Source organism: Rhizobium sp. B230/85 (genome assembly GCF_019355735.1).
GTDB lineage: Bacteria > Pseudomonadota > Alphaproteobacteria > Rhizobiales > Rhizobiaceae > Rhizobium > Rhizobium rhododendri.
This window is the reverse complement of the sequence record NZ_CP072156.1, coordinates 1,932,455-1,959,283: the sequence shown is the minus strand read 5'-3', so window position 1 is coordinate 1,959,283 and position 26,829 is coordinate 1,932,455. Positions and strand designations below refer to the sequence as shown.

The 26,829-nt window shown below is 60.9% G+C and carries 25 protein-coding genes; 9 read left to right on the top strand and 16 right to left on the bottom strand.

All coding sequences use genetic code 11. The features are described from left to right. Positions 1–9 precede the first annotated feature (9 nt). From prfB to J5289_RS09450, 3 genes are all read right to left on the bottom strand, one after another. A protein-coding gene (prfB, locus tag J5289_RS09460; protein WP_209183590.1) for a peptide chain release factor 2 occupies positions 10–1,141 on the bottom strand; the annotation gives its coding sequence in 2 pieces (ribosomal slippage) (positions 10–1,071 and positions 1,073–1,141; 1,131 coding nt in all). A gap of 133 nt (positions 1,142–1,274) precedes the next feature. After that, positions 1,275–2,057, bottom strand: a complete 783-nt coding sequence (locus J5289_RS09455) for a TIM barrel protein (protein WP_209187395.1) — start codon at positions 2,055–2,057, stop codon at positions 1,275–1,277. A 124-nt stretch (positions 2,058–2,181) separates the two neighbouring features. Further along, positions 2,182–3,129 (bottom strand): LysR family transcriptional regulator, encoded by a 948-nt coding sequence (locus J5289_RS09450; protein WP_209183588.1) that lies wholly within the window; start codon positions 3,127–3,129, stop codon positions 2,182–2,184. 186 nt (positions 3,130–3,315) lie between these two features. On the opposite strand from J5289_RS09450, the gene J5289_RS09445 reads away from it, so the two are divergent. Then, positions 3,316–4,041 (top strand): SDR family oxidoreductase, encoded by a 726-nt coding sequence (locus tag J5289_RS09445; RefSeq protein ID WP_209183587.1) that lies wholly within the window; start codon positions 3,316–3,318, stop codon positions 4,039–4,041. 31 nt (positions 4,042–4,072) lie between these two features. Here J5289_RS09445 and J5289_RS09440 read toward each other — a convergent pair whose 3' ends face one another. The 7 genes from J5289_RS09440 to J5289_RS09410 form a co-directional block, all read right to left on the bottom strand. Next, complete coding sequence (locus J5289_RS09440) at positions 4,073–4,591, bottom strand: hypothetical protein (RefSeq protein ID WP_209183586.1); 519 nt, start codon at positions 4,589–4,591, stop codon at positions 4,073–4,075. 85 nt (positions 4,592–4,676) lie between these two features. Continuing rightward, positions 4,677–5,189, bottom strand: coding sequence for a hypothetical protein (locus J5289_RS09435; protein ID WP_209183585.1), 513 nt, complete (start codon positions 5,187–5,189; stop codon positions 4,677–4,679). Between the two features lie 138 nt (positions 5,190–5,327). Continuing rightward, positions 5,328–6,542 (bottom strand): arsenite efflux MFS transporter ArsK, encoded by a 1,215-nt coding sequence (arsK, locus tag J5289_RS09430; protein ID WP_209206575.1) that lies wholly within the window; start codon positions 6,540–6,542, stop codon positions 5,328–5,330. Further along, the gene (gene arsH, locus J5289_RS09425; protein WP_247750664.1) at positions 6,539–7,207 is read right to left on the bottom strand and encodes an arsenical resistance protein ArsH; all 669 of its coding nucleotides are present in this window, start codon (positions 7,205–7,207) and stop codon (positions 6,539–6,541) included. The genes arsK and arsH overlap by 4 nt, the downstream gene beginning before the upstream one ends. Before the next feature lie 31 nt (positions 7,208–7,238). Next, on the bottom strand, positions 7,239–7,667 hold the full coding sequence (gene arsC / locus J5289_RS09420) for an arsenate reductase (glutaredoxin) (RefSeq protein WP_209206577.1): 429 nt from the start codon (positions 7,665–7,667) through the stop codon (positions 7,239–7,241). Further along, a complete protein-coding gene (arsB, locus tag J5289_RS09415; protein WP_209184102.1) occupies positions 7,664–8,722 on the bottom strand; it encodes an ACR3 family arsenite efflux transporter in 1,059 nt (352 codons plus the stop codon). The genes arsC and arsB overlap by 4 nt, the downstream gene beginning before the upstream one ends. Before the next feature lie 88 nt (positions 8,723–8,810). Beyond that, on the bottom strand, positions 8,811–9,161 hold the full coding sequence (locus J5289_RS09410; protein ID WP_142828916.1) for a helix-turn-helix transcriptional regulator: 351 nt from the start codon (positions 9,159–9,161) through the stop codon (positions 8,811–8,813). Between the two features lie 186 nt (positions 9,162–9,347). On the opposite strand from J5289_RS09410, the gene J5289_RS09405 reads away from it, so the two are divergent. The 3 genes from J5289_RS09405 (at position 9,348) to J5289_RS09395 (ending at position 11,563) form a co-directional block, all read left to right on the top strand. Then, a complete protein-coding gene (locus J5289_RS09405) occupies positions 9,348–10,304 on the top strand; it encodes an MYG1 family protein (protein WP_209183584.1) in 957 nt (318 codons plus the stop codon). 108 nt (positions 10,305–10,412) lie between these two features. Beyond that, on the top strand, positions 10,413–10,895 hold the full coding sequence (greA, locus tag J5289_RS09400; protein WP_209187393.1) for a transcription elongation factor GreA: 483 nt from the start codon (positions 10,413–10,415) through the stop codon (positions 10,893–10,895). Positions 10,896–10,990: 95 nt separating this feature from the next. Then, the gene (locus J5289_RS09395; protein ID WP_209183582.1) at positions 10,991–11,563 is read left to right on the top strand and encodes a pyridoxamine 5'-phosphate oxidase family protein; all 573 of its coding nucleotides are present in this window, start codon (positions 10,991–10,993) and stop codon (positions 11,561–11,563) included. Positions 11,564–11,621: 58 nt separating this feature from the next. Here the strand turns inward: J5289_RS09395 and J5289_RS09390 are convergent, their stop codons facing one another. Together J5289_RS09390 and J5289_RS09385 are read right to left on the bottom strand one after the other, a co-directional pair. Beyond that, positions 11,622–14,090, bottom strand: coding sequence for a penicillin-binding protein 1A (locus tag J5289_RS09390; RefSeq protein WP_142828924.1), 2,469 nt, complete (start codon positions 14,088–14,090; stop codon positions 11,622–11,624). Between the two features lie 246 nt (positions 14,091–14,336). Beyond that, entirely contained in the window at positions 14,337–15,533 is a 1,197-nt protein-coding gene (locus tag J5289_RS09385) for an N-acetylmuramoyl-L-alanine amidase (protein WP_247749071.1), read from the bottom strand. A 723-nt stretch (positions 15,534–16,256) separates the two neighbouring features. On the opposite strand from J5289_RS09385, the gene J5289_RS09380 reads away from it, so the two are divergent. Next, positions 16,257–19,220 carry a ribonuclease E/G gene (locus tag J5289_RS09380; protein WP_209187392.1) on the top strand — a complete coding sequence of 988 codons (2,964 nt, stop codon included), beginning with the start codon at positions 16,257–16,259 and terminating at the stop codon, positions 19,218–19,220. A 135-nt stretch (positions 19,221–19,355) separates the two neighbouring features. On the opposite strand, the gene J5289_RS09375 is transcribed toward J5289_RS09380, so the two are convergent. Together J5289_RS09375 and J5289_RS09370 are read right to left on the bottom strand one after the other, a co-directional pair. Next, the gene (locus J5289_RS09375) at positions 19,356–20,129 is read right to left on the bottom strand and encodes a phosphotransferase enzyme family protein (RefSeq protein WP_209183580.1); all 774 of its coding nucleotides are present in this window, start codon (positions 20,127–20,129) and stop codon (positions 19,356–19,358) included. Between the two features lie 487 nt (positions 20,130–20,616). Then, a complete protein-coding gene (locus J5289_RS09370) occupies positions 20,617–21,774 on the bottom strand; it encodes a pyridoxal phosphate-dependent aminotransferase (protein WP_209183579.1) in 1,158 nt (385 codons plus the stop codon). A gap of 209 nt (positions 21,775–21,983) precedes the next feature. On the opposite strand from J5289_RS09370, the gene J5289_RS09365 reads away from it, so the two are divergent. The 4 genes from J5289_RS09365 to aat all read left to right on the top strand — a co-directional run bounded on the left by J5289_RS09365 (position 21,984) and on the right by aat (position 25,571). Beyond that, a complete protein-coding gene (locus J5289_RS09365) occupies positions 21,984–22,751 on the top strand; it encodes a DsbA family protein (protein ID WP_209183578.1) in 768 nt (255 codons plus the stop codon). 374 nt (positions 22,752–23,125) lie between these two features. Then, positions 23,126–23,593, top strand: coding sequence for an acetyl-CoA carboxylase biotin carboxyl carrier protein (gene accB / locus J5289_RS09360; RefSeq protein ID WP_209183577.1), 468 nt, complete (start codon positions 23,126–23,128; stop codon positions 23,591–23,593). A gap of 7 nt (positions 23,594–23,600) precedes the next feature. Beyond that, on the top strand, positions 23,601–24,953 hold the full coding sequence (gene accC, locus J5289_RS09355) for an acetyl-CoA carboxylase biotin carboxylase subunit (protein WP_209183576.1): 1,353 nt from the start codon (positions 23,601–23,603) through the stop codon (positions 24,951–24,953). A 3-nt stretch (positions 24,954–24,956) separates the two neighbouring features. After that, the gene (gene aat / locus J5289_RS09350; protein ID WP_209183575.1) at positions 24,957–25,571 is read left to right on the top strand and encodes a leucyl/phenylalanyl-tRNA--protein transferase; all 615 of its coding nucleotides are present in this window, start codon (positions 24,957–24,959) and stop codon (positions 25,569–25,571) included. 297 nt (positions 25,572–25,868) lie between these two features. On the opposite strand, the gene J5289_RS09345 is transcribed toward aat, so the two are convergent. Then, on the bottom strand, positions 25,869–26,306 hold the full coding sequence (locus J5289_RS09345) for a DUF2155 domain-containing protein (RefSeq protein WP_142828979.1): 438 nt from the start codon (positions 26,304–26,306) through the stop codon (positions 25,869–25,871). Between the two features lie 108 nt (positions 26,307–26,414). After that, positions 26,415–26,813: an NADH:ubiquinone oxidoreductase subunit NDUFA12 gene (locus J5289_RS09340; RefSeq protein ID WP_142828981.1), complete on the bottom strand. Its 399-nt coding sequence runs from the start codon at positions 26,811–26,813 to the stop codon at positions 26,415–26,417. Positions 26,814–26,829: the final 16 nt, after the last annotated feature.

The window sequence follows — 26,829 nt, the reverse complement described above, 5'->3', positions numbered from 1 at the left end:
CAGCGACGATCAGTCAATATCGTCCACTGCGGCATCTGCTGCGCCGCTGATGCGGTGCGCCAGAGCGGCTTCCATGAACGGACTGATCTCGCCGTCGAGCACGTCGTCCGGCGCGGTACTGACAACGCCGGTGCGCAGGTCTTTCACCTGCTGGTAGGGCTGCAGCACGTAGGAACGGATCTGGTGACCCCAGCCGATATCCGATTTCGATGCCGCTTCAGCATTGGCGGCATCCTCGCGCTTCTTCAACTCGGCTTCGTAAAGGCGTGCGCGCAACATTTCCCAGGCTGTCGCCCGGTTCTTGTGCTGCGAGCGCTCCTGCTGGCACTGCACCACGATGCCGGACGGGATGTGCGTGATGCGCACGGCGGAATCCGTCGTGTTGACGTGCTGACCGCCGGCACCGGACGAGCGGTAGGTGTCGATGCGGCAATCGCCTTCGTTGATGTCGATCTGGATCGAATCGTCGACGACGGGATAGACCCAGATCGACGAAAACGAGGTGTGCCGACGGGCGTTGCTGTCGTAGGGCGAAATGCGCACCAGGCGATGGACGCCCGACTCGGTCTTCAGCCAGCCATAGGCGTTGTGGCCCTTGATCAGCAGCGTCGCCGACTTGATGCCGGCTTCTTCACCGTCATGGACTTCCAGCAATTCGACCTTGAAGCGCTGACGTTCGGCCCAGCGGGTGTACATGCGCAGGAGCATGTTGGCCCAGTCCTGGCTTTCGGTACCTCCGGCGCCCGAATGGACTTCGAGGAAGGTGTCGTTGCTGTCGGCCTCGCCGGACAGCATCGCCTCGACCTGGCGGCGAGCCGCTTCGGTGCGCAGGACCTTCAGGCCTTCCTCGGCTTCCCTGACGATATCGGCATCGCCCTCTTCATCGCCGAGCGCAATCATCTCGATGTTGTCATCGACCTGACGTTCCAGCAGCCGGACGCCATTGATGCTGTCTTCGAGATTCTGACGCTCGCGCATCAGCTTTTGTGCCTCGGATGCATCGTTCCAGAGGTTTGGATCCTCTGCCTTGTTATTCAACCAGTCCAGTCGCCTTACGGCCTGATCCCAGTCAAAGATGCCTCCTCAGCAGGCTTATGGCCTGCTTGATTTCGTCGACAATATTCTCGATTTCGGCGCGCATGGTCTCGCTTCTCGGTTCGATTGATGTTGCCCGTGACATAGTTAGGCATGCCGCGGATGTAAAGCCCGCAGTCGGCGGTTACCGCACAAGGCTGGCAAGGCGCCTTGGAACAGCGGCGTACGAGACCGCCGGTTCAGACGGTGAAGGCCTCTCGAAACGCCACGAGTGCTTCCTCGGGATCGCCGGATGCATAGGCTTCCATGGCGACCGGCCCGGTATAGCCCATCGCCTTCAGCGCCCGCGCGACGCCCTTCCAGTTGACCTCGCCAGTTCCAGGCTCCAGACGTCCGGGAACATCGGCAACCTGTATTTCACCTATCCATGGAAGGCACTTGCGACAAAGTTCTATCAGGTTACCTTCACCGATCTGGGCGTGATACAGGTCGAGATTGAGTGTCAGGCGCGGATGGTCGACGCTGGCCACAAGCGCCAACGTATCCTCTGCCCGGCCGAAGGGCACCCCGGGGTGATCGACGAGCAGGTTGAGGTTTTCCAGGCTGAAGGTGACGTCTTCCTCCTCAGCCAATTCGACGACACGGCATAGCGTGGCGCGGGCCTTCAGCCACATGGCGCCGGTGACGACCTCGACAGGACGGATCGGCAGGCCACCCTCGCCCAGCCCCGTTCCATGCAGATTAAGACGCTGGACGCCCAGCCGCTTGCCGACCCTGGCCGTTTCTCGCGCCGTCTTCAGCAGTTGGGCGGCACCTTCGTCATCGGTCAGGCGTCCCTCGAGGTAACCATTCATGATGGTAAAGGTGGCGCCCGTCGCCTCCAGCTTGCCAATATCGTGCTCCGGCCAGTTCCAGAGACCGACGCCAAAGCCGAGCTCCTTCAGCCGGCTCGCCCGCCACTCGATCGGCCGGTCGCGCCAGAGCATTTCGGCACAGGCGGCAAGCTGGAACGGAGACTTCATGACGACGACCTCGTGACGCGTGAACGGATTAGGTGCCGCACTAGAACCGATAGAGGCGATCTCCGCAACTCGGATTGTGCGTGCGATACAGAGGTTATGCTTGCGTCATCGGGACTTATGCGTTTCAGGCTCCAGGAGGCACCAACCCTCCAACACTGGGCGATGCCCGTTCCGCAGCGACTAGATCGACGAAGGCGCGCAAGGGAGCGGGCATGAAACGGCTGGAAAAATAGAGCCATGGCCCCTCGAACGGCATCCACCATTCAGGCAGCACCGGCACCAGAGCGCCGGACCTGAGGTAGGGATCGATGAAATTCTCGAATGTCGCAATAAAACCACGGCCACGGCAGGCCCAGTCGATCGCGGTTGCGGCAGCCTCGACCCCGACGATCAACCGACCCGGCGGATCGACGGTGACGGTTTCCTCGCCCTTCTGGAACTCCCACTCGACGAGCGCCCCGCTGGAAAACCTGAGGCGGATGCAGTCGTGATCGAGCAGATCGCGGGGATGCCGGGGATTGCCGCGTGCCTCGAGATAGTCAGGCGAGGCTGCTGCTGCGAGCCGTTGGATGCGCGGGCCAATCGGCACCGCGATCATATCCTGCGCCAGATGCTCACCATAGCGAATGCCGGCATCGCAGCCAGCTGCCGTCGCGTCAACGAGCCTGTCCTCCACCACCATCTCGACCCTCACATGCGGATTCAGATCGAGAAACCGGTCGATCAGCGGCGGCAGGATATCGACCATGACGGCGCCGGTGACATTCAGCCTGAGCAGCCCTCTCACTTGCCCATGCGTACTGGCTGCATCGTTGAGCGCTGCACGTGTCTCGCTCAAAAGCGGCGTGATCCGTGCGGCAAGCCCGCGCCCGGCCTCTGTCGGCATCACGCTTCGGGTTGTGCGGATCAGCAGAGGCACACCCAAGCGAGCCTCGAGCTGGGCGATCTTCTCACTGACGCTTGACGGCGACATCGCCAGCCGCTTTGCCGCAGCCCGGAAACCGCCGGTCTCGCAAACCGCGAGAAAGATGGAAAGATCGTCAAGGAATAGTTGTTCGCTACTGTTCGCCATGGCGATCAGCTTATCCGGATTAGGGCGGATTATCAAACACCACAGAACGAAACTATAAATTCGCCAAAGGCTTTCGAGCCGCAGTTCGATGCCGTTGCGGTGGCCGAAGCTGCTTCGGGACAGCGCAGTATTTAGAAATGCCGAACCAGGCGATAGGCCGGGCCTCGGTTATAGGAGAAACGAACCATGAGTGGAAAAACAGTTCTCATCACCGGCGCCAACAAGAGCATAGGCTTCGAGACGGCACGCCAACTCGGCCGTCTCGGCTACCGGATCTGGCTTGGCAGCAGGGACGCTGAGCGCGGCGGGATGGCTGTCCGGCAATTGCAGGCGGAGGGTCATGACGTCAGGCTGCTCTCCATCGACGTTACCAGCGACGAGAGCGTGGCTGCCGCTGTCGCCACGGTCTCTGCAGCCGATCGCAAGCTCGACGTGCTGATCAACAATGCCGGCATTTCGGGTGGCCCGCCGGTGCCTCCGAGCCAACAGCCCCTCGCTGCAATCCGCGACGTCTACGAGACCAATGTGTTCGGTGCGATCAGGGTGACGCAAGCCTTCATACCCTTGCTGACAGCGGCGGGAGGCGCCAACATCGTCATGGTCAGCAGCGGTCTTGGCTCGATCGGCTGGGTTTCCAATCCGGCCCATCCCTTTTATGCCGTCAATCCGATGGGCTACAACAGCTCGAAGTCGGCGCTCAACGCGGTCACCGTGGCCTTCGCTAAGGAACTTTTGGCCAGCGGCATCCATGTCAACGCAGTCGATCCCGGCTACACCGCGACGGATTTCAACGGGCACTCCGGCTATCGCACGGTGGAGCAGGCTGCGGCCGGGATCGTCTGGCTGGCAAGCCAGGATGCGACCGGCCCTAATGCCGGCTTCTATTTCGACGGGCAGACTGTGCCCTGGTAAAAGAGATCGGAGGCGCTTCGGACGACGGCGCCTACTTCCATTCCCAGACGCGAGCAGACCGGAACGGGCGGGAGACGGCGAGCGTCGGCGTATCCGCTACCGTCGTCGCATAGGCCATCGCCCCGTCGTCGGTGGAGAAACCGAGGAAGATCAGACGCATCGACATGGCTTTTTCCATGCCGGTACGGCGATAGGTGAAGGCGATGGCGCAGGTGGGGTGATCACCCTCGACAGTCGTGCCCTCGGCGCCATCGGCACCGGCAAATTCTCCGGTCAGAGCGAGGAATTGTCCGTGGCGAAAGAAGCCGCTGACTGCGTCGTTAGCGGTCTTTTGCGATATCTGTTTGCTTGCACCGGTCTTCGCCATCCGGGCGTAATAGATGCTGTCGGTCTGCCCCATTTTGCGGCGCGTCTCGTAGACGAACAACAGGCCCCTGTGAGCGAGATCGATATGCAGATCGAACGAGCGGAAGTTCTCCGGCGCGGTGTCGATCTCGTCGAGCAGGACTTTCAGGTCCTTCGCATAGTCCGCAAAAAAGGCAGCCGTCATAGTCGTGAGTAACTTTCGATTTTTTTGAGATGTATGCGTCGGCAGCGGCAGACGTCACACCGGACGCTCGACGATATGAGGCGCCTCAGGATGTCTCGCGCTTGGCGCGGCGCTCGCCCAGCTCCGAGTAAAGCGTACCGCGTCTCGTGGCGTCGAGGAACTGCTCGGGCGTCATGCCGGTGAGGCCGGTTGGCTTTCTTGGCTTGAATACACCGTGCCGTGTCAGCGCAATCGCGGCATCGGACGTAGGATCGACCTCGGCTCCCGACGCCATCAGCGAGACCATCAGGGTGGCTTCCGCTTCCAGCGACTTGACCAGATTGATCCGCCAGTTCTTGCGGGACCGCGTCGCGTCGGTCATGCCGGCGACGGTCGCCTGGGTCTTGGCTGCGGCGATCTTGGCACGAATGATGTCGGCGAGCGCCGCATCCGGGATCCGCGATAAGTCGACGCCGCGCTGCCGGAGCAATACCTTGAAATAGGAAAGGCCCGAGGTTTCGAACACGGCAGAGCGCTGTGCGCCCTTGCCGCGCTTCAGCCACACGAGAACAGCGGCGACCAGCATCACCACGATCAGAAGAATACCAGTCACCGTCATCGCAATAGTCCGTGAAGTTTGCGTCCGCCACGCAGTTCGTGCTTCGCGAACTCTAGCCGACTTTGCTTTCCCCGTCGAAAGGTATCTGCATCCGGAGCGCTCTTTGGCGATCTCATGGTTCGACCTGCTCGCGCACGATCACCCGATTTTTCCGGAAACGCGATGTGGCGTTGCGGCAATCCGGCCGATCCGGAGAAAGCTGAAGGTGGCAATGGCACCAAAGGCTGCGACAACACCGAGCGAGATCGCCGCCCCTGCAGATGCCAGCGATACGGCAAAGGCGAACGGCGCCGTCGCTCCGACAATCAGCCGTGCGGACATAAGTTTTCCCTGCAGCCTGCCATAACCTTCGCTGCCAAACAGGTACAGCGGCAGCGTCCCAGCCGCGATGCTGAATATGCCATTGCCGAAACCAAACAGCACAGCAAATGCGATTGCGCCTGATGTCGAAGGCGCAGTCGCATCGAGCACCACGATGGCGACAGAGACGAGAAGCCCGGACAACGCCGCCAGTCGCAAAGGATGAAGGTTGCGACCGAAGACCATGTTGATCACGCGGCTGGCGACCTGCGCCGGACCGAACACGGTGCCGACGAGAGCGGCCATGGTTCCGAGCCCCAGCGACGCCATGAGCGGCACCATATGCACAAGAATGGCCGAGCTCACCAGCGACAGAAATGCAAAGCCAACGACCATCAGCGCGAAACCGAGGAATCTCTGCCCCTCGGCGAGTGCGCCTTCGACAGGGGCTGGCGCGGTGGCGGCGCCGTTTCGGCGCACCTTGGCAGTAGACAGTGCAAGCCATGCGTGGATCGGCAGGCAGATGGCCAGATTGAGAAGCGAAAAGACGACGTAGACCTCCCGCCACGGCAGATGGGCATGCAGGGCCGTGGTGATGGGCCAGAAGATCGTCGAGGCAAAGCCGGCGATCAGCGTCAGGGTAGTAATGCTCCGCTGTGCAACTTTGGGGTTGATCTGCACCAGCAGCGCGAAGGCCGCTCCGTACTGGACGAAATTAGCGGCCGCCTCGATGAACACCAGTATCACCGCGAAGGCGAAACGGTTGGGAGCCAGAGCGCAGGCGGCGAGCGCCAGGGCTGCTATCAACGAACCGATCGCCATGATCCTGCCTGCTCCGAAGCGGTCTATCCATCGTCCGAGCCAGGGTGCGACGAACCCGCCGATCAGCAGCGCTGCCGACAGGGCACCAAACATCCATTCCACCGAGGCGCCGAGATCCCTTGCCATGTCAGGCGCCAGAATGCCGAACGAGTAATAGAGCGTGCCGTAGCCGACAATCTGCGTGACCCCCAGGCCGAGAATGGCAGCCACCGGCAGGTCGAAGCGCTTCATATCGACTTCAACGTGGTCCGCGCCTCCAGTCGACCGGCATCCTCGCGCCTCTCGCTGTAGCGGTCCGTCAGGTAGGAAGACGCGTCGCGTGTCAGCAGCGTGAATTTGACCAGTTCCTCGCAGACATCGACCACGCGATCGTAAAGCGGAGACGGCTTCATCCTGCCATCGGCGTCGAACTGCTGGAACGCTTGCGGTACGGAGGACTGGTTCGGAATGGTGATCATCCGCATCCACCTGCCGAGGATTGGCATCTGGTTGACAGCGTTGAACGACTGGCTGCCACCGGAGACTTCCATGACGGCGAGCGTCTTGCCCTGCGTCGGGCGAACCGAACCGATGGACATCGGGATCCAGTCGATCTGAGCCTTCATGATGCCGGTCATCGCGCCGTGGCGCTCCGGGCTTACCCAGACCTGGCCCTCGGACCATTCGGAAAGTTCGCGGAGTTCTACGACCTTCGGGTGGTCGGCCGGCTCCGCATCGGGAAGCGGCAGACCGCGCGGATCGAACATACGGACTTCGCAATCGAAATGCTCGAGCAGGCGACGGGCCTCGTCCGCGAGGAGCCGACTATAGGAAACCTCACGAAGCGAGCCATAGAGAAACAGAATACGGGGCTTGTGATGCGAGATGTCTGTCCGCAGCGCATCGAGGTCGGGCATCCGGATGTGGCGCAGATCTGCGGCGGGCAATTCAGACAAGACGATTGCCCTTTTCGTCTATGACCTGCTGACCATCTTCCTTCGAAAAGGCGCCGACCTGCCTATGGGGAAGGATATCCAGCACCGCTTCCGAGGGGCGGCAGAGGCGCGTTCCGAGCGGCGTGACAACGAATGGACGGTTGATCAGGATCGGGTGCTGCAACATGGCGTCGATGATCTGCTCGTCCGTCAGCGACAGATTGCCGAGGCCGCGTTCATCGTAAGGCGTGCCCTTTTCCCTCAGTGCGTCGCGCGGCGACAGGCCTGCGCCGGTCAGCAGCCCCACGAGTTCAGTCCGCGAGGGAGGCGTCTGCAGGTACTCGATCACCGTCGGTTCGATACCCGCGTTCCTGATCAGCGCCAGAGTATTGCGGGAGGTCCCGCAGGCAGGATTATGATAGATAGTGACATCCATGGTCATGGCTCCTCTGTGGAGGTGTTGCGGGAGACCGAAGGGCCGCGCTCGTACCAGGCCTTCGAGTGGTTCACGATCCAGACGACGGACAACATCACGGGCACTTCGATCAGCACGCCGACGACGGTGGCAAGCGCCGCGCCCGACTGGAACCCGAACAGGCTGATCGCAGCGGCCACCGCAAGTTCGAAGAAATTGCTGGCGCCGATCAGCGCCGACGGGCCGGCCACGCAATGCTGCTCTCCCGAGATGCGGTTCAGGATATAAGCCAGGCCGGAATTGAAATAGACCTGGATCAGGATCGGCACCGCCAGCAGGGCTATGATCGTAGGCTGGGCGATGATCTGCTCGCCCTGAAAGCCGAAGAGCAACACGAGCGTCGCCAGAAGAGCGACCAGCGACAGCGGCTGGAGCTTCGCCATCAAGGTTTCAAAGACAGCCGTCCGGCCGCTGGAAAGGAAACTGCGGCGCAGTATCTGGGCGATTGCAACAGGGATGAGGATATAGAGCGCCACCGATATCATCAGCGTGTCCCACGGTACCGTAATCGCCGATAATCCGAGGAGCAGTCCGACGATAGGCGCGAAGGCGACGATCATGATGGCATCGTTGAGAGCGACCTGAGACAGCGTGAAGTGAGGTTCGCCCTTGGTCAGATTGGACCAGACGAAGACCATTGCAGTGCATGGGGCAGCCGCCAGTATGATGAGGCCTGCGATGTAGGAATCGATCTGGGTTGCAGGCAAAAACGGGCGGAAAAGCCAGCCGATGAAAAGCCATCCCAGCAGCGCCATCGAAAACGGCTTCACAGCCCAGTTGATGAACAGGGTGACCCCGATCCCACGCCAGTACCTGCCGACCTTGGACAGCGAGCCGAAGTCGATCTTGGGAAGCATGGGAATAATCATCAGCCAGATGAGGATGGCGACGGGGATATTAACCTTTGCAATCTCAGCCGCGCCGACGGCATGGAAGATGCCGGGCATCAGATGGCCGAGGGCGATGCCAACGATGATGCATAGGAAAACCCAAACAGTGAGGTAGCGCTCGAAATTTGACATCATCGGGCGATTTCACGGGAAGGAATGGATCGTTTTGCAGCCGGCAGCGAAAACTCTATTGCATCGAGCAGCTTCACTATAACGTCGCTCATGTCGGGTTTTCCTGTCCACAGCGCGGAATCAGTCTGGACACCAGGGGCGCGCAAAGGGCGGGATCTCCGCCGCAGCAGTCCTTGATCATGAAAAGGGTCAGGCGCTCGAAGCCTTCCAGATCCGCGCGGTAAATGATCGATCGGCTGCGGCGCTCGCTCCTCACCAGGCCTGCGCGAGACAGCGTCGCCAAATGCGCCGACATGGTGTTCTGCGGGATGTCCAGCATCCGCGCCAGTTCGCCAGCAGGCACTCCGTGCGGCTCGTGGCTTACGAGCAGGCGGAATGTCGCGAGCCGCGTCGACTGGGCCAAGGCTGCAAAAGCCAGAATCGCATTGTCATTTTCCATATATCCAGAATAACGGATATGTCGATGTCGTCAAGTCGAAGCCGCTCCCCGGGATCGGAGGCGATGCCGTTCCTCGCAACCGATCGCGCCCTATTCGCAATTTCACGGGGTTGAGATCGCCGGCGGCATTGGTTATCTGGTGCGTTCAACAGGCTGGCATTCCGCCAGGCACGGGGCACATACGGCATGAATCCAGATTTTCTCGTCACCCATTCCGGTGGCTTTCATGCCGACGAGCTTCTGTCGAGCGTCATCCTCACCAAATTGTACCCCGCCGCGCGAATCGTCCGCAGCCGGTCACCAGAGTGGATCAAGCCGAATCCGGATCGGATCATTTACGATGTCGGCGGCAGCTATGACGCGGACCAGCAGATCTTCGATCACCACCAGCGCGGCGCGCCCCTGCGCGACGATGGGCAGCCGTATAGCTCGTTCGGGCTGGTCTGGAAGCATTACGGTCGCGACTACCTCGCCGCGTCGGCTATTGCAGACGCGGACATCGACCCTATCCATGCTTCCTTCGACAGCAGCTTCGTCCTGCCGATCGACCTCATGGACAATGGCGCTCTTAGTCCAACGGGGCCGCTGGCCGGGCTGACTCTGCCGGCGCTGCTGGAAACGTTGAAACCGGTGTTCGACGAGACAGACCCTGAAGCCGACGATCGTTGTTTTCACGCCGCTCTGGCAATCGCCCGCAGCTTCGTCGAGGCACGGATTGCCCGCAGCGCCGCAAAATTGCGTGCGGAGGCATTGGTCCACAAGGCTATCGTCAATGCCGGGGATGGACGTATTCTCGAACTGCCCATGGGCATGCCGTTCCGCCCGGCTATCGTCAAGGCCGGGGCCGATCAGCTGCTGTTCGTGGTTCACCCGCGCGACAAGGACTGGTGCGTGACCGGCATTCGCCGCGCTGCAGAAGGTTTCGAACTGAGAGCCGACCTGCCCGCCGCATGGGCGGGACTCACCAATGGCGAACTGGAGGCGGCGTCCGGTGTCGAAGGTGCCAGCTTCTGCCATAATGGTCGCTTTATCGCAGCAGCGAGAACGCGGGAGGCTGCCCTTGCCATGGCGGCACTCGCCGTCGACGAGGCTATCGCCATCGGCCTGAAACCGGCAATATACACGGAACCCGCCACCGCCTGACGCCGCCTTGCACGAAGATTGGCGCCTTTGCGTGGAACAGCGTATCGTGGAGGTCGTTGTCTTCCGCGTATAGCGTTGTGCTCGCAAAGTCTGAAATGGAGTTAGAGATTGGCCGTTGCCTTCACCAAGGAAGAGAGTTTCGAGACGGCGTCCGAGACCCTTTTGCCGGATCGTCCGATTTCCACACACCCGAACCTTGTGACTGAAGCGGGCCTCAAGGCGCTCGAACTGCAGATGCAGCAGGCGCGCACCGCTTATGAGGTGGCAAGCAAGATCGACGAGGTCAACGAACGGCGTCGGCAGACTGCGAACCCGCTGCGCGATACGCGCTATCTTGCGGCCAGGCTTCGGACGGCACAGGTGATCCCTGCCCCCGAAAACGCCGATACCGTCGGTTTTGGCAATACCGTCACTTTCAGCCGTGACGATGGCCGGGTTCAGACATACCGAATCGTTGGCGAGGACGAGGCGGACCCAAAGGCCGGATCGATATCCTTCGTCTCTCCTGTCGCGCGCCTTCTGCTCGGCAAGGCTGTCGGCGACGTCGTCGTCATTGGAGATGGCGAACTCGAGATCAAGGCGATTTCATAGACTGTGCCAGACCTCGGTCGTCAAACCGGCCCTGGTCATGAATTCTTCGCAAAACATCGTCTTGGCATGCTGGAATTAGAACTCTAAAGTTCGGCATGGCCAAATTTTTCGAAACGCTAGAACCCCATCACCATCGCTTCATTGAAGCGCAGCACATGTTTTTCACGGCGACGGCCGCTCCAACGGGCCACGTCAACATGTCGCCGCGCAGCACAGACCTGTTCCGCATTCTCGGCAACAATGCTGCGATGTATCTCGATCGCAGCGGCAGCGGCAACGAGACTGCCGCCCACCTGAGGATAAACGACCGGCTGACGATGATGTTCTGTTCCGTCGAGGGACCGCCGCTCATCCTCAGGCTCTACGGCAAGGGACGCGTCATTCACCGCGATAGCGACAAATTTGCCGAGCTTCTGCAGGAAAAATACGAAAACAAGGCGCCGCTTGGGGCACGCCAGATGGTGTGGCTCGATTTCGATATCGTCCAGACATCCTGCGGCTATGGCGTTCCACTGTTTGAATACCGGGAAGAGCGCACCCAGATGGACGCCTGGGCAAAGGCCAAAGGCGTGGATGGGATCGAGGACTACTGGCGCGAAAAGAACCAGGTCAGTCTCGACGGTTTTCCGACCGGTCTGTTCGAGACGCCGGCAGCCGCCAAGTCGTAGTGGCGGTATATCGGAGCCGGCCTCGCCAGCCATTTCCGCTTAATCCAGCAATTTCCGCCTAATAAAGTCCGCCACTGCCTGATGTCACGGCCTGGTTGGCCTGCGGTGATGTCTTCAGGATCTCTTCCGGCGCCAGCTGCACCTCGCCACCGGCATTTCCGGCACCGATCACGGTGTAGGAGGTCGCAGGTCCGGTGCCGGGCTTGAATGCCTCGACGATCGAATCGGGATCGCCGGGCTGGGCGGCCATGCCGGTCTTGCGATCGACGGATGCCATGGTCATGCCGGTTGGCACGACGAATTTCTCCGGCGGCTCGCCCTTGGTGGCAGCCTGCATGAAGTCGTTGAAGATCGGGGCCGCCAGAGAGGCGCCCTGCACGCCGCGACCGAGATCGGTCGGTGTGTCGTAACCGACATACAGACCAGCCACGAGGTTCGGGGTGTAGCCGACGAACCAGGCATCCTTCTGGTCGTTGGTCGTCCCAGTCTTCCCGGCAACTTCGGTGTTGAGCTTGATCTTTCCGGCAGCGGTGCCGCGGATGATGACGCCCTGCAGCATCGACGTCACCTGATAGGCGGTCATCGGGTCGAGAACCTGTTCGCGGTTATCGACAACGGTCGGCTCCTGCTGGTTCTGCCAGTCCGTGGCATTGCAGCCGTCGCAGACGCGCTCCTCATGCTTGAAGATGGTCTTGCCGTAGCGATCCTGGATACGGTCGATCAGCGTCGGCTTGATCTGCTTGCCGCCGTTGGCAATGACCGAATAGGCCGAGACCATGCGCAGCACAGTCGTTTCGCCAGCGCCGAGCGACATGGCGAGCACAGGCGCCATCTTGTCGTAGATGCCGAACCGTTCGGCATATTCGGCAACGAGGTTCATGCCCATGTCGTTTGCCAGCCGCACTGTCATCAGGTTGCGCGAGTGCTCGATGCCGAAGCGGAGCGTGTGGGCGCCGCCGCCCTCGCCTTCGTAGTTTTCCGGCCGCCAGACCGTACCGTTCGACAGCTGGATTTCAATAGGATCGTCGAGCGCGACCGAGGCCGGTGTATAGCCGTTGTCCATGGCAGCAGCGTAGACGAACGGCTTGAAGGACGAGCCGGGCTGGCGCATGGCCTGGGTGGCGCGGTTGAACTGCGACTGACCGTAGGAGAAGCCGCCGACCATAGCGAGAACGCGACCGGTATGCGGGTCCATCGCCACCAGGCCGCCCTGTACCTTCGGCGGCTGACGGAGGCGGTAGCCGGCAGAATCAGCCAGCTTCTCGACATAGATGACGTCGCCGGGCGACAGGACGCCGGCCGGTGTTTTCGCCGTCTTGCCATTGGCTTCGGCGGAACGATAAGCCCAGCGCATATCGGCGGCTGCAATCGAGGCGCGCTTGCGCTCTGTCGACAGCTTGCCGGATGGATCGACGTCCGGCTGCAGGCCGATATCGACACCATCGCTCGAGACCGCCAACACGACGGCAATCTTCCATTCGGGAACATCCGACAAGGCTGGGATTTTGGAGAGCTCGATGCCCCAGTCTGTCGCTGTCGAGATCTGCTTCAGCGGACCGTGATAACCGCGACGCTCGTCATAACCGACCAGACCGTCCTGCAGCGCCTTGCGTGCCTCGATCTGCAACTGCGGATCGAGCGAGGTGCGGACTGAAAGACCGCCTTCATAGAGCTGCTTGTCGCCATACTTATCGATGATCTGCCGGCGCACTTCTTCGGAGAAGAAGTCGGCCGCGACGACCGTGCCGCCGGATCTGCGGGTCACGACGCCCAGCGGCTGCTTCTTGGCATCCTCGCCGTCGGCCTGGCTGACATAGCCATTCTCGACCATGCGGTCGATGACCCAGTTGCGGCGGGCGATGGCGGCGTCGGCATGACGGAAAGGATTGTAGTTGGCAGGACCTTTCGGGAGCGACGCCATATAGGCAGTCTCGGCAATCGTCAGGTCCGTTACCGGCTTGTCGAAATAGGTCAGCGACGCAGAGGCGATGCCATAGGCGTTGAGGCCGAAGTAGATCTCGTTGAGATAGAGTTCGAGGATCTTGTCCTTGCTGTAGGCCTGCTCGATACGGAAGGACAGGATCGCTTCCTTCAGCTTGCGGTCGAAGGTCTGGTCGGCCGACAGCAGGAAGTTCTTGGCCACCTGCTGGGTGATCGTCGAGGCGCCCACCGGACGACGACCGGAACCGAAATTCTGCAGGTTGACGAGTACGGCGCGGCCGAGACCGGTGATGTCGACGCCAGCGTGGTTGTAAAAATTCTTGTCTTCCGCGGAGAGGAAGGCGGCTTTGACGCGATCGGGAATAGCCTGAATGGGCAGGAAGAGCCGGCGTTCGCGGGCATATTCGGCCATCAGCGCGCCGTTGCCGGCATGGATGCGGGTGGTCACCGGCGGCGCGTAGTTGGCCAGCACTTCGTAATTCGGCAGATCCTTGGAGACGACGCCCAGATAGACGGCGGCAGCCGCAGCAGCGCCGACGAAGACGATGCAGGCCAAGCCAAAGAAATATCCAATAAGTCTGACCATATCGTCGCTACCAGTGTGTGTAGAAAAATTCGGCGCACGGGCAAAATATCCGCATACCCGGGCGTCTTGCACGCGCGAAGCCTATTAGCAAGAGATCAGAGGCGACAAAAGCCCTTTGCTCCGCCTCCTCCACCATAGTTCCGTTCGACGGCGGCAATGTGAGCGAAATAGGGCTCTGTCGCCTCATTCTCCAGTCGGCGGCGGACCTTCTGGCCGGCCTGTGGCAGACAAGCCACTATATCCCAGTCAACCGCCGTTTGCGACCGTCACTGCCCTGTATTGCCGAACTGCCTCGGTCAGCCGGTCCACCAGCTTGCCCCTCCACTCTTCGTCGAGCAGCAGCTTTTCGTCTTCCTTGTTGGACAGGAAGCCGAGTTCGACCAGGATGGAGGGCACGTCGGGCGCCGTCAGCACCTGGAAGCCGGCATACCGGTGGGGATTGTTGATCATCGCGATCTGGCCCTTGAAGGAATTCAGGACATCCTGCGCGAGCGATACGGAGAAGGCCTGCGTCTCGCGTCGGGTAAGGTCAGTCAGGATGTCGGCCACGCCCGGCGGCGGCGCCTTGACCTCGCTGCCAGCCAGCTTGTCGGAAGAATTTTCACGGTCCGCGACGTCTGCGGCCAGCCGATCCGACGCCTTGTCTGATATGGTGTAGACCGTCGAGCCACGGATATCCTTCTGCTTCAACGTGTCGGCGTGCAGCGATATGAACAGGGCGGCGTGGTTCTGTCGGGCGATCGTCACGCGCTGCGACAGCGAGAGATAGGAATCGCTGTCACGGGTGAGGAAGGCCTTGATGCCGGGTTGGGCGTTCAACTTTTCTGTCAGCGCCTTGGCGAAGGCGAGCGTGATCTGCTTTTCGGGTGTCAGGCCGTCGCTCGCCATGGCGCCGGCATCGATGCCACCGTGGCCGGCATCCACCGCAATCAGGAAATCGTTCGGCTTGACGTTTTCGACGGGGACCACCGGGCCGACATCGGCGGCGGTATCCTCGTCGGTCCATGTCTGCTTGCGCACGAGTTCGGCGTACTGTTCCGGCGGTACCATCTCAGCGTCGAGCACCAGACGGTATCCCCTGCCGGTTTCGTTCGACTGCACCCGCGCGACCACCAGCTTGACCGGCTTGATGGCGGTCAGAACGATGCGGGCACTGTCCTTGTCCATCGTCCCGTATCGAATATCCTTGAAAAGCCCGCGGGCATCGAGATCCTTGGCCGGAAAACCGAAAGCGGTGGCAGGCAGGTCGACAACGACACGTGGCGGATCGGCGAGGTAATGCACGGCGACGGACGGCTCGCGGTCGAGTTCGATGACGACGCGTGTGCGGGCGTCGTCGCCGGCAATGCGGGCACCATAGGCGAGGATGGGATCGGCGGAGGCAGCGGTGACCGGCGATGCAGCTGATGGCACAGTAGCCGGAGCGGCGTGAACAGTCGCCATCGTCGTTAGCAGCATGACGCCGAGCGCCGCCAGAATTCTGCCGCCTTGCCTTGCGCTCACCAGATACACCCCGCCATGCTTCAGTTCCTTAAATCGATCGACACGCCCATCCGGCAGCACTATGAACCACGCGGGAGAAGACGCCGAAAACAGCTGATTGCAGCTCTCGTCCAGCGTCAAACCGGGCTCCGAATCGTACAATGATCGCCAGCTATGGGTTCATCCGAGGAATCCATCATTATTATGGCACACTTGGCTTTGTCCTTGCTATTGTGACGGTTAGATCATACAACGAACAATAGGGTAGAAGTGTTGACGGGATAGAGTCGCCGCAAAGGCAGCCGCCCAAATCTATGGCGCCACAACCGGCCATCGTCCGCCGTCTGAGTGCTTCCATCCTGATACTGGATCCCGAATTTCCGGCTTCGTGCAGGAATTTCATCGGTGGAAAAGCCACCAAACGCCCTTCAAGAAGGGCAAATTCATCGGACCCAACTGGGTCTAGGGCATTGTCGATCTCGCTTGGTTACGGATGTTGTCGCAGCAGCTTTTTTCTAAAGTGTACAGGCCCCGGGTTCTCCCGGCTGTTGTCTGGCTGTTGCGCAATCGCAGAGACCCATCGCGACTATCATTATCCGGCGCCGCAGTGGCGGAGTGCATCCAGCCTGTCTTAACGACAGTCCGGTCATATCCCCAGGGGCTGCGCCGAGGAGCACAGCTTTCATGGCAGACAAAATGCTTATCGACGCGTCTCACGAGGAAGAGACGCGCGTTGTCGTGGTTCGAGGGAACCGCATAGAAGAATTCGACTTCGAGTCAGAGCACAAGAAGCAAATTCGCGGCAACATCTACCTGGCCAAAGTCACCCGCGTCGAGCCGTCCCTGCAGGCTGCATTCGTCGATTACGGCGGTAACCGGCACGGCTTCCTGGCCTTTGCCGAAATCCACCCCGATTACTACCAGATCCCGCTTGCCGACCGTCAGGCGCTGCTGCGCGCCGAGGCTGAAGAGCATCGCCGCGACAACGACGTCGAACACGTCGAGACCGCCTTCGATCTGGCCGAGCAGGAGCAGCCGGATGTCGGCATCGTCGCTGCGCCGGAGCCTGTCGCTCCCGTTGCCGAAGATGCCGTGGTTGCACAGGAGCCCGTCGCTGCAGAAGCCGGCGCCGCTGCTGCCGAGCCGGCACCTGTCGAGGTTTCCGCCAAGCCGGTTGCCGATGCCGAGCCTGCAAGCGCTGAAGCGCCAGCTGCAGAAGCTGAAGCCGAAACGCCTGTGAAGAAGGTGGCAAAGCCACGCCGCAGCCGCGCCAAGAAGGTCGTCGCCGAAGATGCGACGCCATCCGACGTCGAAGCGCCGGCATCCGACGGCAGCGACGAAGGTTCGTCCGGCTCTATGGCTGCCATGGTCGAAACCGACGAGGTTTCGGAAGACGTTCGTCCGTCCAGCCGTCGTAACAACGACGACGACGACGATGACGACCACGAAGAAGAGATCATCGAATCCGTTGGCGCCGAAGACGCCATGGAAGAGGTTCCCGAGCGTGCCGCGCGCCGTCCGCGCAAGCAGTACCGCATCCAGGAAGTCATCAAGCGTCGGCAGATCCTGCTGGTGCAGGTGGCCAAGGAAGAACGTGGCAACAAGGGTGCAGCACTCACCACCTATCTGTCGCTCGCCGGCCGTTATTCGGTGCTCATGCCAAACACCGCGCGCGGTGGCGGCATCTCGCGCAAGATCACCAACCCGCAGGATCGCAAGCGCTTGAAGGAAATCGCCCGGATGCTCGAAGTGCCTTTGGGCATGGGCGTCATCCTGCGCACGGCTGGTGCCAACCGTACCAAGGTCGAAGTCAAGCGCGACTTCGAATACCTGATGCGCCTTTGGGAGAACGTCCGGACGCTCACCCTCGCCTCCACTGCGCCGACGCTAGTCTATGAAGAAGGCTCGTTGATCAAGCGCTCGATCCGCGATCTCTACAACAAGGACATTTCGGAAGTCATCGTCGCCGGCGAAGAAGGCTATCGTGAAGCCAAAGACTTCATGAAGATGCTGATGCCGAGCCACGCCAAGGTGGTTCAGCCTTACCGTGATATCCACCCGATCTTCTCGCGCTCCGGCATAGAGGCGCAGCTTGACCGCATGTTGCAGCCACAGGTGACGCTGAAGTCCGGCGGCTACCTGATCCTCAACCAGACAGAAGCGCTGGTCGCTATCGACGTAAACTCGGGCCGCTCTACCCGCGAGCACTCGATCGAAGAAACGGCGCTGCAGACAAACCTGGAAGCGGCCGAGGAAGTCGCCCGCCAGCTGCGCCTGCGCGACCTTGCCGGCCTGATCGTCATCGACTTCATCGACATGGAAGAAAAGCGCAACAACCGCGCTGTCGAGAAGAAGCTGAAGGAATGCCTGAAGGACGACCGCGCCCGCATCCAGGTCGGTCGCATCTCGCATTTCGGCCTTCTCGAAATGTCGCGCCAGCGTATCCGCGCTTCCGTGCTGGAATCGACCACGCAGGTCTGCTCGCATTGCGGCGGCACCGGATTGGTGCGTTCGCAGTCGTCGGTTGCCCTGCATGTGCTGCGCGGCATCGAGGAATACCTGCTGAAGAACACGACGCACGACATCACCGTGCGCTGCACGCCGGAAACGGCGCTCTACCTGCTCAACCACAAGCGGGCGACGATCATCGATTATGAAAACCGCTTCGGCGTGTCGATCATCATCGACAGCGACCCGAGCGTCGGTGCGCAGCACTTTGCCATCGATCGCGGCGAAGCCGTCGAAAACCCGGTAAAGATCGAAACCCTTTTCAACTTCGCTGCCATCGAGGAAGACGAGGACGACGACGTTCCCGTCGAGATCGACGAGGACGAAGAAGAAGAGATCGAGGAAAAGGCAGCTCCTGTCGAACAGGCCGTGGCCCGCTCCGAGGGCGACCCGAACCGCAAGCGCAAGCGTCGCCGCAGACGTCGGGGCAAGAACGGCGGAGCCGACGGCCAGGTCATGCAGGATGCCGACGGCAATGACATTGTCGGCGACGACAGCGACGACGCAGATGGCGAAGATGAGGACGACAGCGAAGACGGCAAGGCCGCAGTCGAGGGTGAAGGCGAAGTCTCGGCACTGTCGAGCGACGAGCAGGGCAAGCGCAAGCGTCGCCGTCGTGGCAAGCGTGGCGGTCGCCGCAATCGCGACGAGAACGGCAACCTGATCGCCGACGGCGAAGGTACGGACAGCGAAGAAGCAACGTCTGCCGACGAAGGCGACGAGACCGCCGCAACCAGCGCGCCGACCGAAGCCCCTGCTCTCGAGCAGCCTGCCGCGATCGACGCCGAAGTTGCGACCGAGGAACAGGTCAAGCCGAAGGGCCGCAGCCGTCGCAAACCGAAGGCCGAAGCTGCCGAGGCACCTGCAACTGAAGCCGGTGCCGAGCCTGCAGTTGCCGCCGAACCTGTGCTGTCTCAGCCTGTGGCTATCGAGCCAGAGGCTCCGGTTGCCACAGCTTCCAACGCCCAGCCTGCAGAATCCCCGGCGACAGAAGCTGAGAAGCCGGCCCGCGCCAACCGCCAGTCCAACCTCGCCTCCTCCGAGCCTGCGGTCAAATCGACCCAGGCCACGGACAAGGCAACCGACGGCGACGGCAAGCCGAAAAAAGCCGGCTGGTGGCAACGCCGCGGCTTCTTCTGAAAGATTTTCGGAGGCCAATGAATAAAATCCGGCTGCAGCAATGCAGCCGGATTTTTTTATGGTGTGTTTGGTTGGGGTTTGAACCGAATTAGCTGCAGACGCAGTACTTCTGCTTCCGCCAACTTGCCAGCGCGCTTAACGGGTAAGGGCTAATATCAATTGATCCACCCGCCTCTGGATGTGAACAATATCGCGCAGATATAAGTCTGCATGTCCGGCTTCAACGTTCTGCACAAATGTCCCGTCGCCTGCCTCAGCGCTTGCACGAATGAAGTTTACCAGCGCCGTCAGGCGTCTGCATATGACTTCCGGAAGCTGAACTCTTTGTTCATGTGTCGCGCCATAAGCATCGCAGAAAATTGTCGCTCGCTGAAACTGTTCTTCGAGTTCAAATACCACGCCGTGATTGGATGGATCGGACAGTGGCGCCCACCGGTAAACTGCATACGCCAAGTCCCATAGAGCGGGTCCCGGATGTGCAGTATCAAAATCTATGATTCCTGTCGCAATTCCGTCGATGGCTGTCACGTTGTAGGGCGCGAAGTCACCGTGACACACGATCTCCTCCGGCTCTTGTGCCTGCAGAAACCACGTCTGCACCGCGCGATCAGTTTCAAGGAACCCCTCTGATGCGGAATGGAAGTACCGGAGAAGCTGTCCTGCCGAGGCCAACATCTGCTCTGAGCCGACATCCGGATCACCGAGATGCTCGCATACGCGCCCCTCGACGTAGCTCACGACCTCGTAAGTGTCGTTGATTACTATAGGCGTTGGTGCCCTCAAGAAGCCTTTCGATTGCAGATGCCGCAAGAACCTGTGAACCGTCGGGGTCCATGGTCCAGCCGGACGTAGGACCGTATTTCCCTCAAGCCATATCTTCCCGGCTCTGCCCCCGTTTAAAGCCTCCAACTTTCACTCCTTCACCGTGAGTTTTCATGCTGACATTTGCTGACACACGAGTAACGCAGGCCCGACAAACTTTCTCCCAGGAAATTAGAAAGCTGCCTCGCAAGTTCCGAGATAAATAGCACCTTTCAACGCACGGTTCGGCAGCTTGGCCACATGTGTTGGCCCGCGCGACCCCAGCCGTTTGTTTTTACTTTATCACTATGGTTTTCATCGCTTGAGCAAATGCGCATGGCGAATACACAGGATCGATCTGGGGCACTGCAGCCGGATCTCCCCCCTTGTGGGGGAGATGTCACCGGAGGTGACAGAGGGGGGTGGCGCGGCAAATTTGGAGGTGTTGGTATCCAACCCCCTCTGTCGGCCGAGCCGACATCTCCCCCACAAGGGGGAGATCACGCCGGGGCTGACATGGTTCTTGCCTCATACTTCGAATCAACGGCTTGCTTGATTGATTCCGCGGATGCTGCCAACCCTCTGAAAACTAGGCCTATCTCAACCAATCTGCGAGCCGCTCGACGGCTTCCTCGATCTCGGCATTCGAGCCTGCATAGGAAAACCGCAGCGCTCGGAAACCTTCCAGCGGATCGAAATCCAGGCCGGGGGTGGCGGCGACGTTGATCTCGGCGAGCATCTTGCGCGCAAAGCCCATGCTGTCGTTGGTGAAGCGGCTGACATCGACATAGGCGTAGAAGGCGCCGTCCATGGGCGAGGCTATGGAAAAGCCGATCTCCGGCAGGCGGCGGGCGAGCAGGTCGCGGTTTCTGGCGTAGCTTGCCTTGTAGACATCGAGTTCGGCGGAGGCACCGAGAGCGGCAGTGGCGGCGATCTGCGACAGTTCCGGGGCCGAGATGTAGAGGCTCTGGGCGACACGCTCGATCGGCCGCACCAGGCGCTCCGGCAGCACCATCCAGCCGATGCGCCAGCCGGTCATGCAGTAATATTTCGAGAACGAGTTGATGACGATGGCGTCATTGGTGATTTCAAGTGCGCTGGTCTCTTCTCCGACGAATGTCAGGCCGTGGTAGATCTCGTCCGAGATGAGGGCGATGGCGTTGTCAGCGCAATAGGCTGCGAGCACCGCCAGCCCTTCCCGGCTGGTGACGGTGCCTGTCGGGTTGGCGGGGCTGGCAAGCAGCACGCCCTTCAGCCGCTTGCCGCTTTCGACCGCCGCCGCCTCGAGGCTCTCGGGCGTCAGCGTGAACGCTGTCTCGGCGCTGACCGGCACCTCGATCACCTGAAGCCCGAGGGCAGACAGGATATTGCGGTAGGCGGGATAGCCGGGGCGTGCGATGGCCACGCAATCGCCGGGGTCGAACAGCGCGAGGAAGGCCAGATTGAAGCCGGCCGACGAGCCCGTGGTGATGGCGATGCGCGCGGGGTCGATGGAAAGACCGTGGCGCGACTTGTAGTGGCCGGATATCGCCTGCTTCAGGGCAGCCATGCCGAGTGCATCGGTGTAACCGATGCGGCCATGCTCCAGGGCGCTGCGGGCCGCCTCCAATGCTGCCTTTGGCGTCGGGTGCGATGGCTGGCCGACAGCCATGGAAATGACGGGATGGCCGGCCTGACGACGCCGCGTCGCCTCGGCCAGGACGTCCATGGCGTGAAACGGCTCGACGTCGCTGCGCTTGGATAGGGAAAACAAATTCGGCACCTTCTCGACTGTTTGCGTGGCCAGACAATTGCCGCAAAGCTTGCGTGTTCACAATGGCGCGATTGTGCGGCACTGATGAAATTAGCTGTTTGACCTTTTACCGCAGCACCTTACCTTGCCGCTTTGTGTCGGCAGATGTTAACCACGCGGTGATAGCTGAACCCGGACACCCTGCCCAGTTACCAGATGACGAGGATTTTATGGCCCTGCTTTCGAAAACCCTGATGAGCCTTTCGGCGGTTGCCCTGTTCTCGTCGCTTGCCTTCTCCCAGCCAGCGCTGGCGATGGACGAGGCGCAGAAGAAGGAGATGGGCGACTTCATCAAGGAATACCTCGTCAGCCATCCCGAAGTGATGCTGGATGTGCAGGCGGCGCTCGAAAAGAAGCAGGAAGAGCAGCGCCTCAGCCAGTCGAACAAGGCGATTTCGGACAACAAGGACGAAATCTTCAACAGCAAGTCCGATGTCAACATCGGCAATGATAAGGGCGATGTCACCATCGTCGAGTTCTTCGACTATAATTGCGGCTATTGCCGCCACGCGCTTGCCGACACCGACGCGCTTCTGAAGGCCGACAAGAATATCCGCTATGTCCTCAAGGAATTCCCGATTCTCGGGCCGGATTCAGTGGCAGCCTCGCGCGTTTCCGATGCTTTCCGTCGCCTAGCACCGGCAAAATATGCCGAATTCAGCCATACGCTGCTCTCCAGCGAAGGTCGCGCCACCGAGGACAGCGCCATCGAGGTCGCCGGCACGCTGGGCATCAAGGAAGATGCGCTGCGCAAGGAGATGGCCGCCAACCCGAACACCGACAGCGTCAAGGCCACATACCAGCTGGCGACGGACCTCGGCGTTACCGGCACGCCGGCCTATGTCATAGGCAACGAGGCTGTCTCCGGCGCCATCGGCCTCGATGCACTGAAGGAAAAGGTCGCCAGCGTGCGGGCCTGCGGCAAGACCAGCTGCTGATCGGCTGGTCTACATACCCATCCCCCATCATATTGCCGCAATCGCCCCCTGTTAGATGTGGACAAGGGCTGGCTGCCGCAGCAGCGCGTGCGTCCCGTGCCTTGGGGGCTTTCCTCCGGAGGCTCGGGAGTCTATAGGTTGCCCTGGACTTTGACGGAACCGATGATGACGCACACCATTCTTCTCCTCAACGGCCCGGCGCTCCCAGCGTCAGTCGTGCCTGAGCCAGACGCTGGCGACAGCGGGATCCCGATGCTACGGGAAGCGGCTCACGAAGGAAGCGGTGCGCGGCGGCGGCCCGCCTAGCAGACGACAGAGGCGCATCGCGCCAAACCAAATTGACGCAATAACAAGAATGACACAGGGCAAATTCCATGGCTGACAACAAACCGGGTATCGACGAGGCACTGATCCGCAATCTCGCAAACATCCTCAACGAGACCGATCTGACGGAGATCGAGGTCGAACAGGACGATCTGCGCATCCGCGTTTCCCGCGCCGGCACGACGCAGTATGTCCAGGCGCCGATGATGACAGCGCCGCAGCAGCAGATGGCAGCACCTGCCGCAGCCGTTGCCGCCGCTCCGGCAGCCCCTGCGCGCAACCCCGACAACGTCGTTCTGGCGCCGATGGTCGGTACGGTCTACATGGCGTCCGCTCCCGGCGCCCGCGCCTTCATCGAAGTCGGCGCCATGGTCAAGGAAGGCCAGACGCTGCTGATCATCGAAGCCATGAAGACGATGAACCAGATCCCTGCGCCGAAGTCCGGCAAGGTGACAGAAATCCTCATCGAAGACGGGCGGCCGGTCGAATATGGCGAAGCTCTCGTCATCATCGAGTAGTAGGCCCATGCCCATGATTTCCAAGATCCTCATAGCCAATCGCGGCGAGATCGCCCTTCGCGTGCTGCGCGCCTGCAAGGAGCTCGGCATTCCGTGCGTGGCCGTTCACTCGACGGCCGATGCCGATGCGATGCATGTGCGGCTTGCTGACGAGAGCGTCTGCATCGGCCCCCCGCAGGCACGCGATAGCTATCTCAACATTCACCAGATCGTTGCTGCCTGCGAGATCACCGGCGCAGATGCCGTGCATCCCGGCTACGGTTTCCTGTCCGAGAACGCCAAGTTCGCCGATATACTCGAGGCCCACGGCATCACCTTCATCGGCCCGACGGCCGAACATATCCGGCTGATGGGCGACAAGATCACCGCCAAGCTGACGGCTGTCGAACTCGGCATTCCGGTCGTGCCGGGCTCCGACGGCGAAGTGAAGACCGAAGCCGAAGCCATCAAGACGGCTGCCGAAATCGGCTATCCCGTGCTGATCAAGGCGACGGCCGGCGGCGGCGGACGCGGCATGAAGCTGGCGCACTCGCCGGACGATGTGCTCGAGGCCTGGTCGACGGCGCGCTCGGAATCGCTTGCTGCCTTTGGCAACGACGCCGTCTACATGGAAAAATATCTGACGACGCCGCGCCATATCGAAGTCCAGGTGTTCGGCGACGGCGAAGGCAACGCCATCCACCTCGGCGAGCGCGACTGCTCGCTGCAGCGCCGTCACCAGAAGGTCTGGGAAGAAGCCAATTCGCCGGCGCTCAATGTCGAGCAGCGGATGAAGATCGGCCAGATCTGCGCCGATGCCATGAAGAAGCTGAAATATCGCGGCGCCGGCACCATCGAGTTTCTCTATGAAAATGGCGAGTTCTATTTCATCGAAATGAACACCCGCCTGCAGGTCGAGCATCCCGTAACGGAAGCAATCACCGGCATCGACCTCGTCCACGAGCAGATCCGCGTCGCCTCCGGCGGCGGTCTTTCGGTGACGCAGGACGAAGTGCATTTCCAGGGCCACGCCATCGAATGCCGTATCAACGCCGAGGATGCGCGCACCTTCGTGCCCTCGCCCGGCACGATCACGCATTTCCATGCACCGGGCGGTCTTGGCGTGCGCATCGATTCTGGGGTGTATCAGGGCTACAAGATCCCGCCCTACTACGACAGCCTGATCGGCAAGCTGATCGTTCACGGCCGCACCCGCGTCGAATGCATGATGCGGCTTCGTCGTGCACTCGACGAATTCGTCGTCGACGGCATCAAAACCACCCTGCCGCTATTCCAGGATCTTGTCTCCAACCAGGATATCGCCAATGGCGATTACGATATCCACTGGCTGGAGCACTACCTTGAAAAGCCGGTAGAGTAAGCAATGGTAGGCTCCCGCAGAAGATCGCAAGGGCTTACCCCCGAGATCCTTCTGCGGGCCTATTCCATCGGCCTTTTTCCGATGGCCGAATCGGCAGACGATCCGGAGATTTTCTGGGTCGAGCCTGAGATGCGTGGTATCCTGCCGCTCGACGGGTTCCACATCTCCAAAAGTCTCGCCAAGACGGTCCGCAAATCCCCCTTCGACATCCGCTTCGATTACGATTTCGACGCCGTCATATCAGCCTGCGGCGAGGCCACGACCGGCCGGCCATCCACCTGGATCAACTCCACCATCCGCAGCCTCTACTCTGCCCTCCACCGCGTCGGCCACACCCATTCGGTCGAAGCCTGGGAAGGCAACCAGCTCGTCGGCGGCCTGTACGGCGTCTCGCTCGGCTCGGCGTTTTTTGGCGAAAGCATGTTTTCGCGCAGAACGGATGCCTCGAAGATCTGCCTGGTGCATCTCGTGGAGCGCCTGCGGGAAAAGCGGTTCACGCTGCTGGACACCCAGTTCACGACCGAGCACCTCAAGAACTTCGGCGCCATCGATGTGCCAAAGGACGAGTATGCGGTGCTGTTGAAGGCGGCGATGGAAAGCCGCAATCTGAAATTCTGAAGACGCCGTTGGTAGAGGACTTCAGCGCGGTTTACTTTTCCGTCCTATGAATGGGATGGAAAGCGCGATCCCCGGCCTCCCTCATTCCTGTGCTTGTCACAGGAATCCAGCCGCCCAAGTCCTTGGGCCAAAGACTACTTCCACGACGCAGCCTCCTCTCACGGCGCAGACGCGCCGTGGCTGGATTCCTGTGACAAGCACAGGAATGAGGCTGGCTGTAGTTGGAAGTGCACTTGAGGCGAGCGGAGATAGGTCGAACTGCGCGGAACAACACTGTCCAAAAACCCACACCACACCCTAATTCGTCTTCGCAGCATCCGGTGGCGGGACGTCGGACTTTTGTTTGCACTCTTTCAGCCAGACGTCGTAGATCGGGTGTTCGACGGCGTTGAGGCCGGGGCTGTCGGCGAACATCCAGCCGGTGAAGATGCGGCGGATGCGGCGGTCGAGCGTGATTTCGTCGACCTCGACGAAGCCGTCGACCTTTTGCTGCTCGGCATCGTCGCGCGAATAGCAGGCTTTTGGCGTCACCTGAAGGGCGCCGAATTGGACGGTTTCGTTCAGGTATACGTCGAATGTGGTGATGCGGCCTGTGATCTTGTCGAGGCCTGAAAACACTGCGACAGGATTGGAGATACGGGCGGCTTCGGCCGGGGCGGATACTGCAATGGCGCCAAGGGCAAACATCGCTGCGGTCGCCGCACGCAAAGAAGCGCCTCGCGTGAAAAACGTCATATCCGCCAGTCTCCAGCGTGGTATCGGTCGGCAGAGCTCATGCGATGAGCAGCCGGTTTACAGCGCGTAAACGCCAAATGTGGCCAAAGCGCGGGTTGGACGATCCGATCAGTTGCCGGGCGTCCACGCATCGTAATCGCCGGTGACGCGCGGGCGCTCGCCGGCAACGGCAAGCGAACCCGGCGGACGATAGGCCTGCGGCGTGCCCGTCAGGTTCTGCTTGTGAGCCTTCTGCCATTCCTTGGGGACATAGGTCTCCTCCGAGGGCGGAACGTCTGTGCGATGGTGCATCCAGCCGTGCCAGCCCGGCGGGATGGCCGAGGCTTCGGCATAGCCGTTGTAGACGACGTAGCGCTTACGCAGGCCGTAGGACGACATGCCGCCTTCATAGTAGACGTTGCCGGCCTCATCCTCGCCGACGCGCTTGCCGAAGCGCCAGATCGCCAGCCGGGTGCCGACAGTCGCACCGTTCCACCAAGTGAAGGTCAGCAGCAGGAATTTCATCATTGTCTTTTCCTCGAGG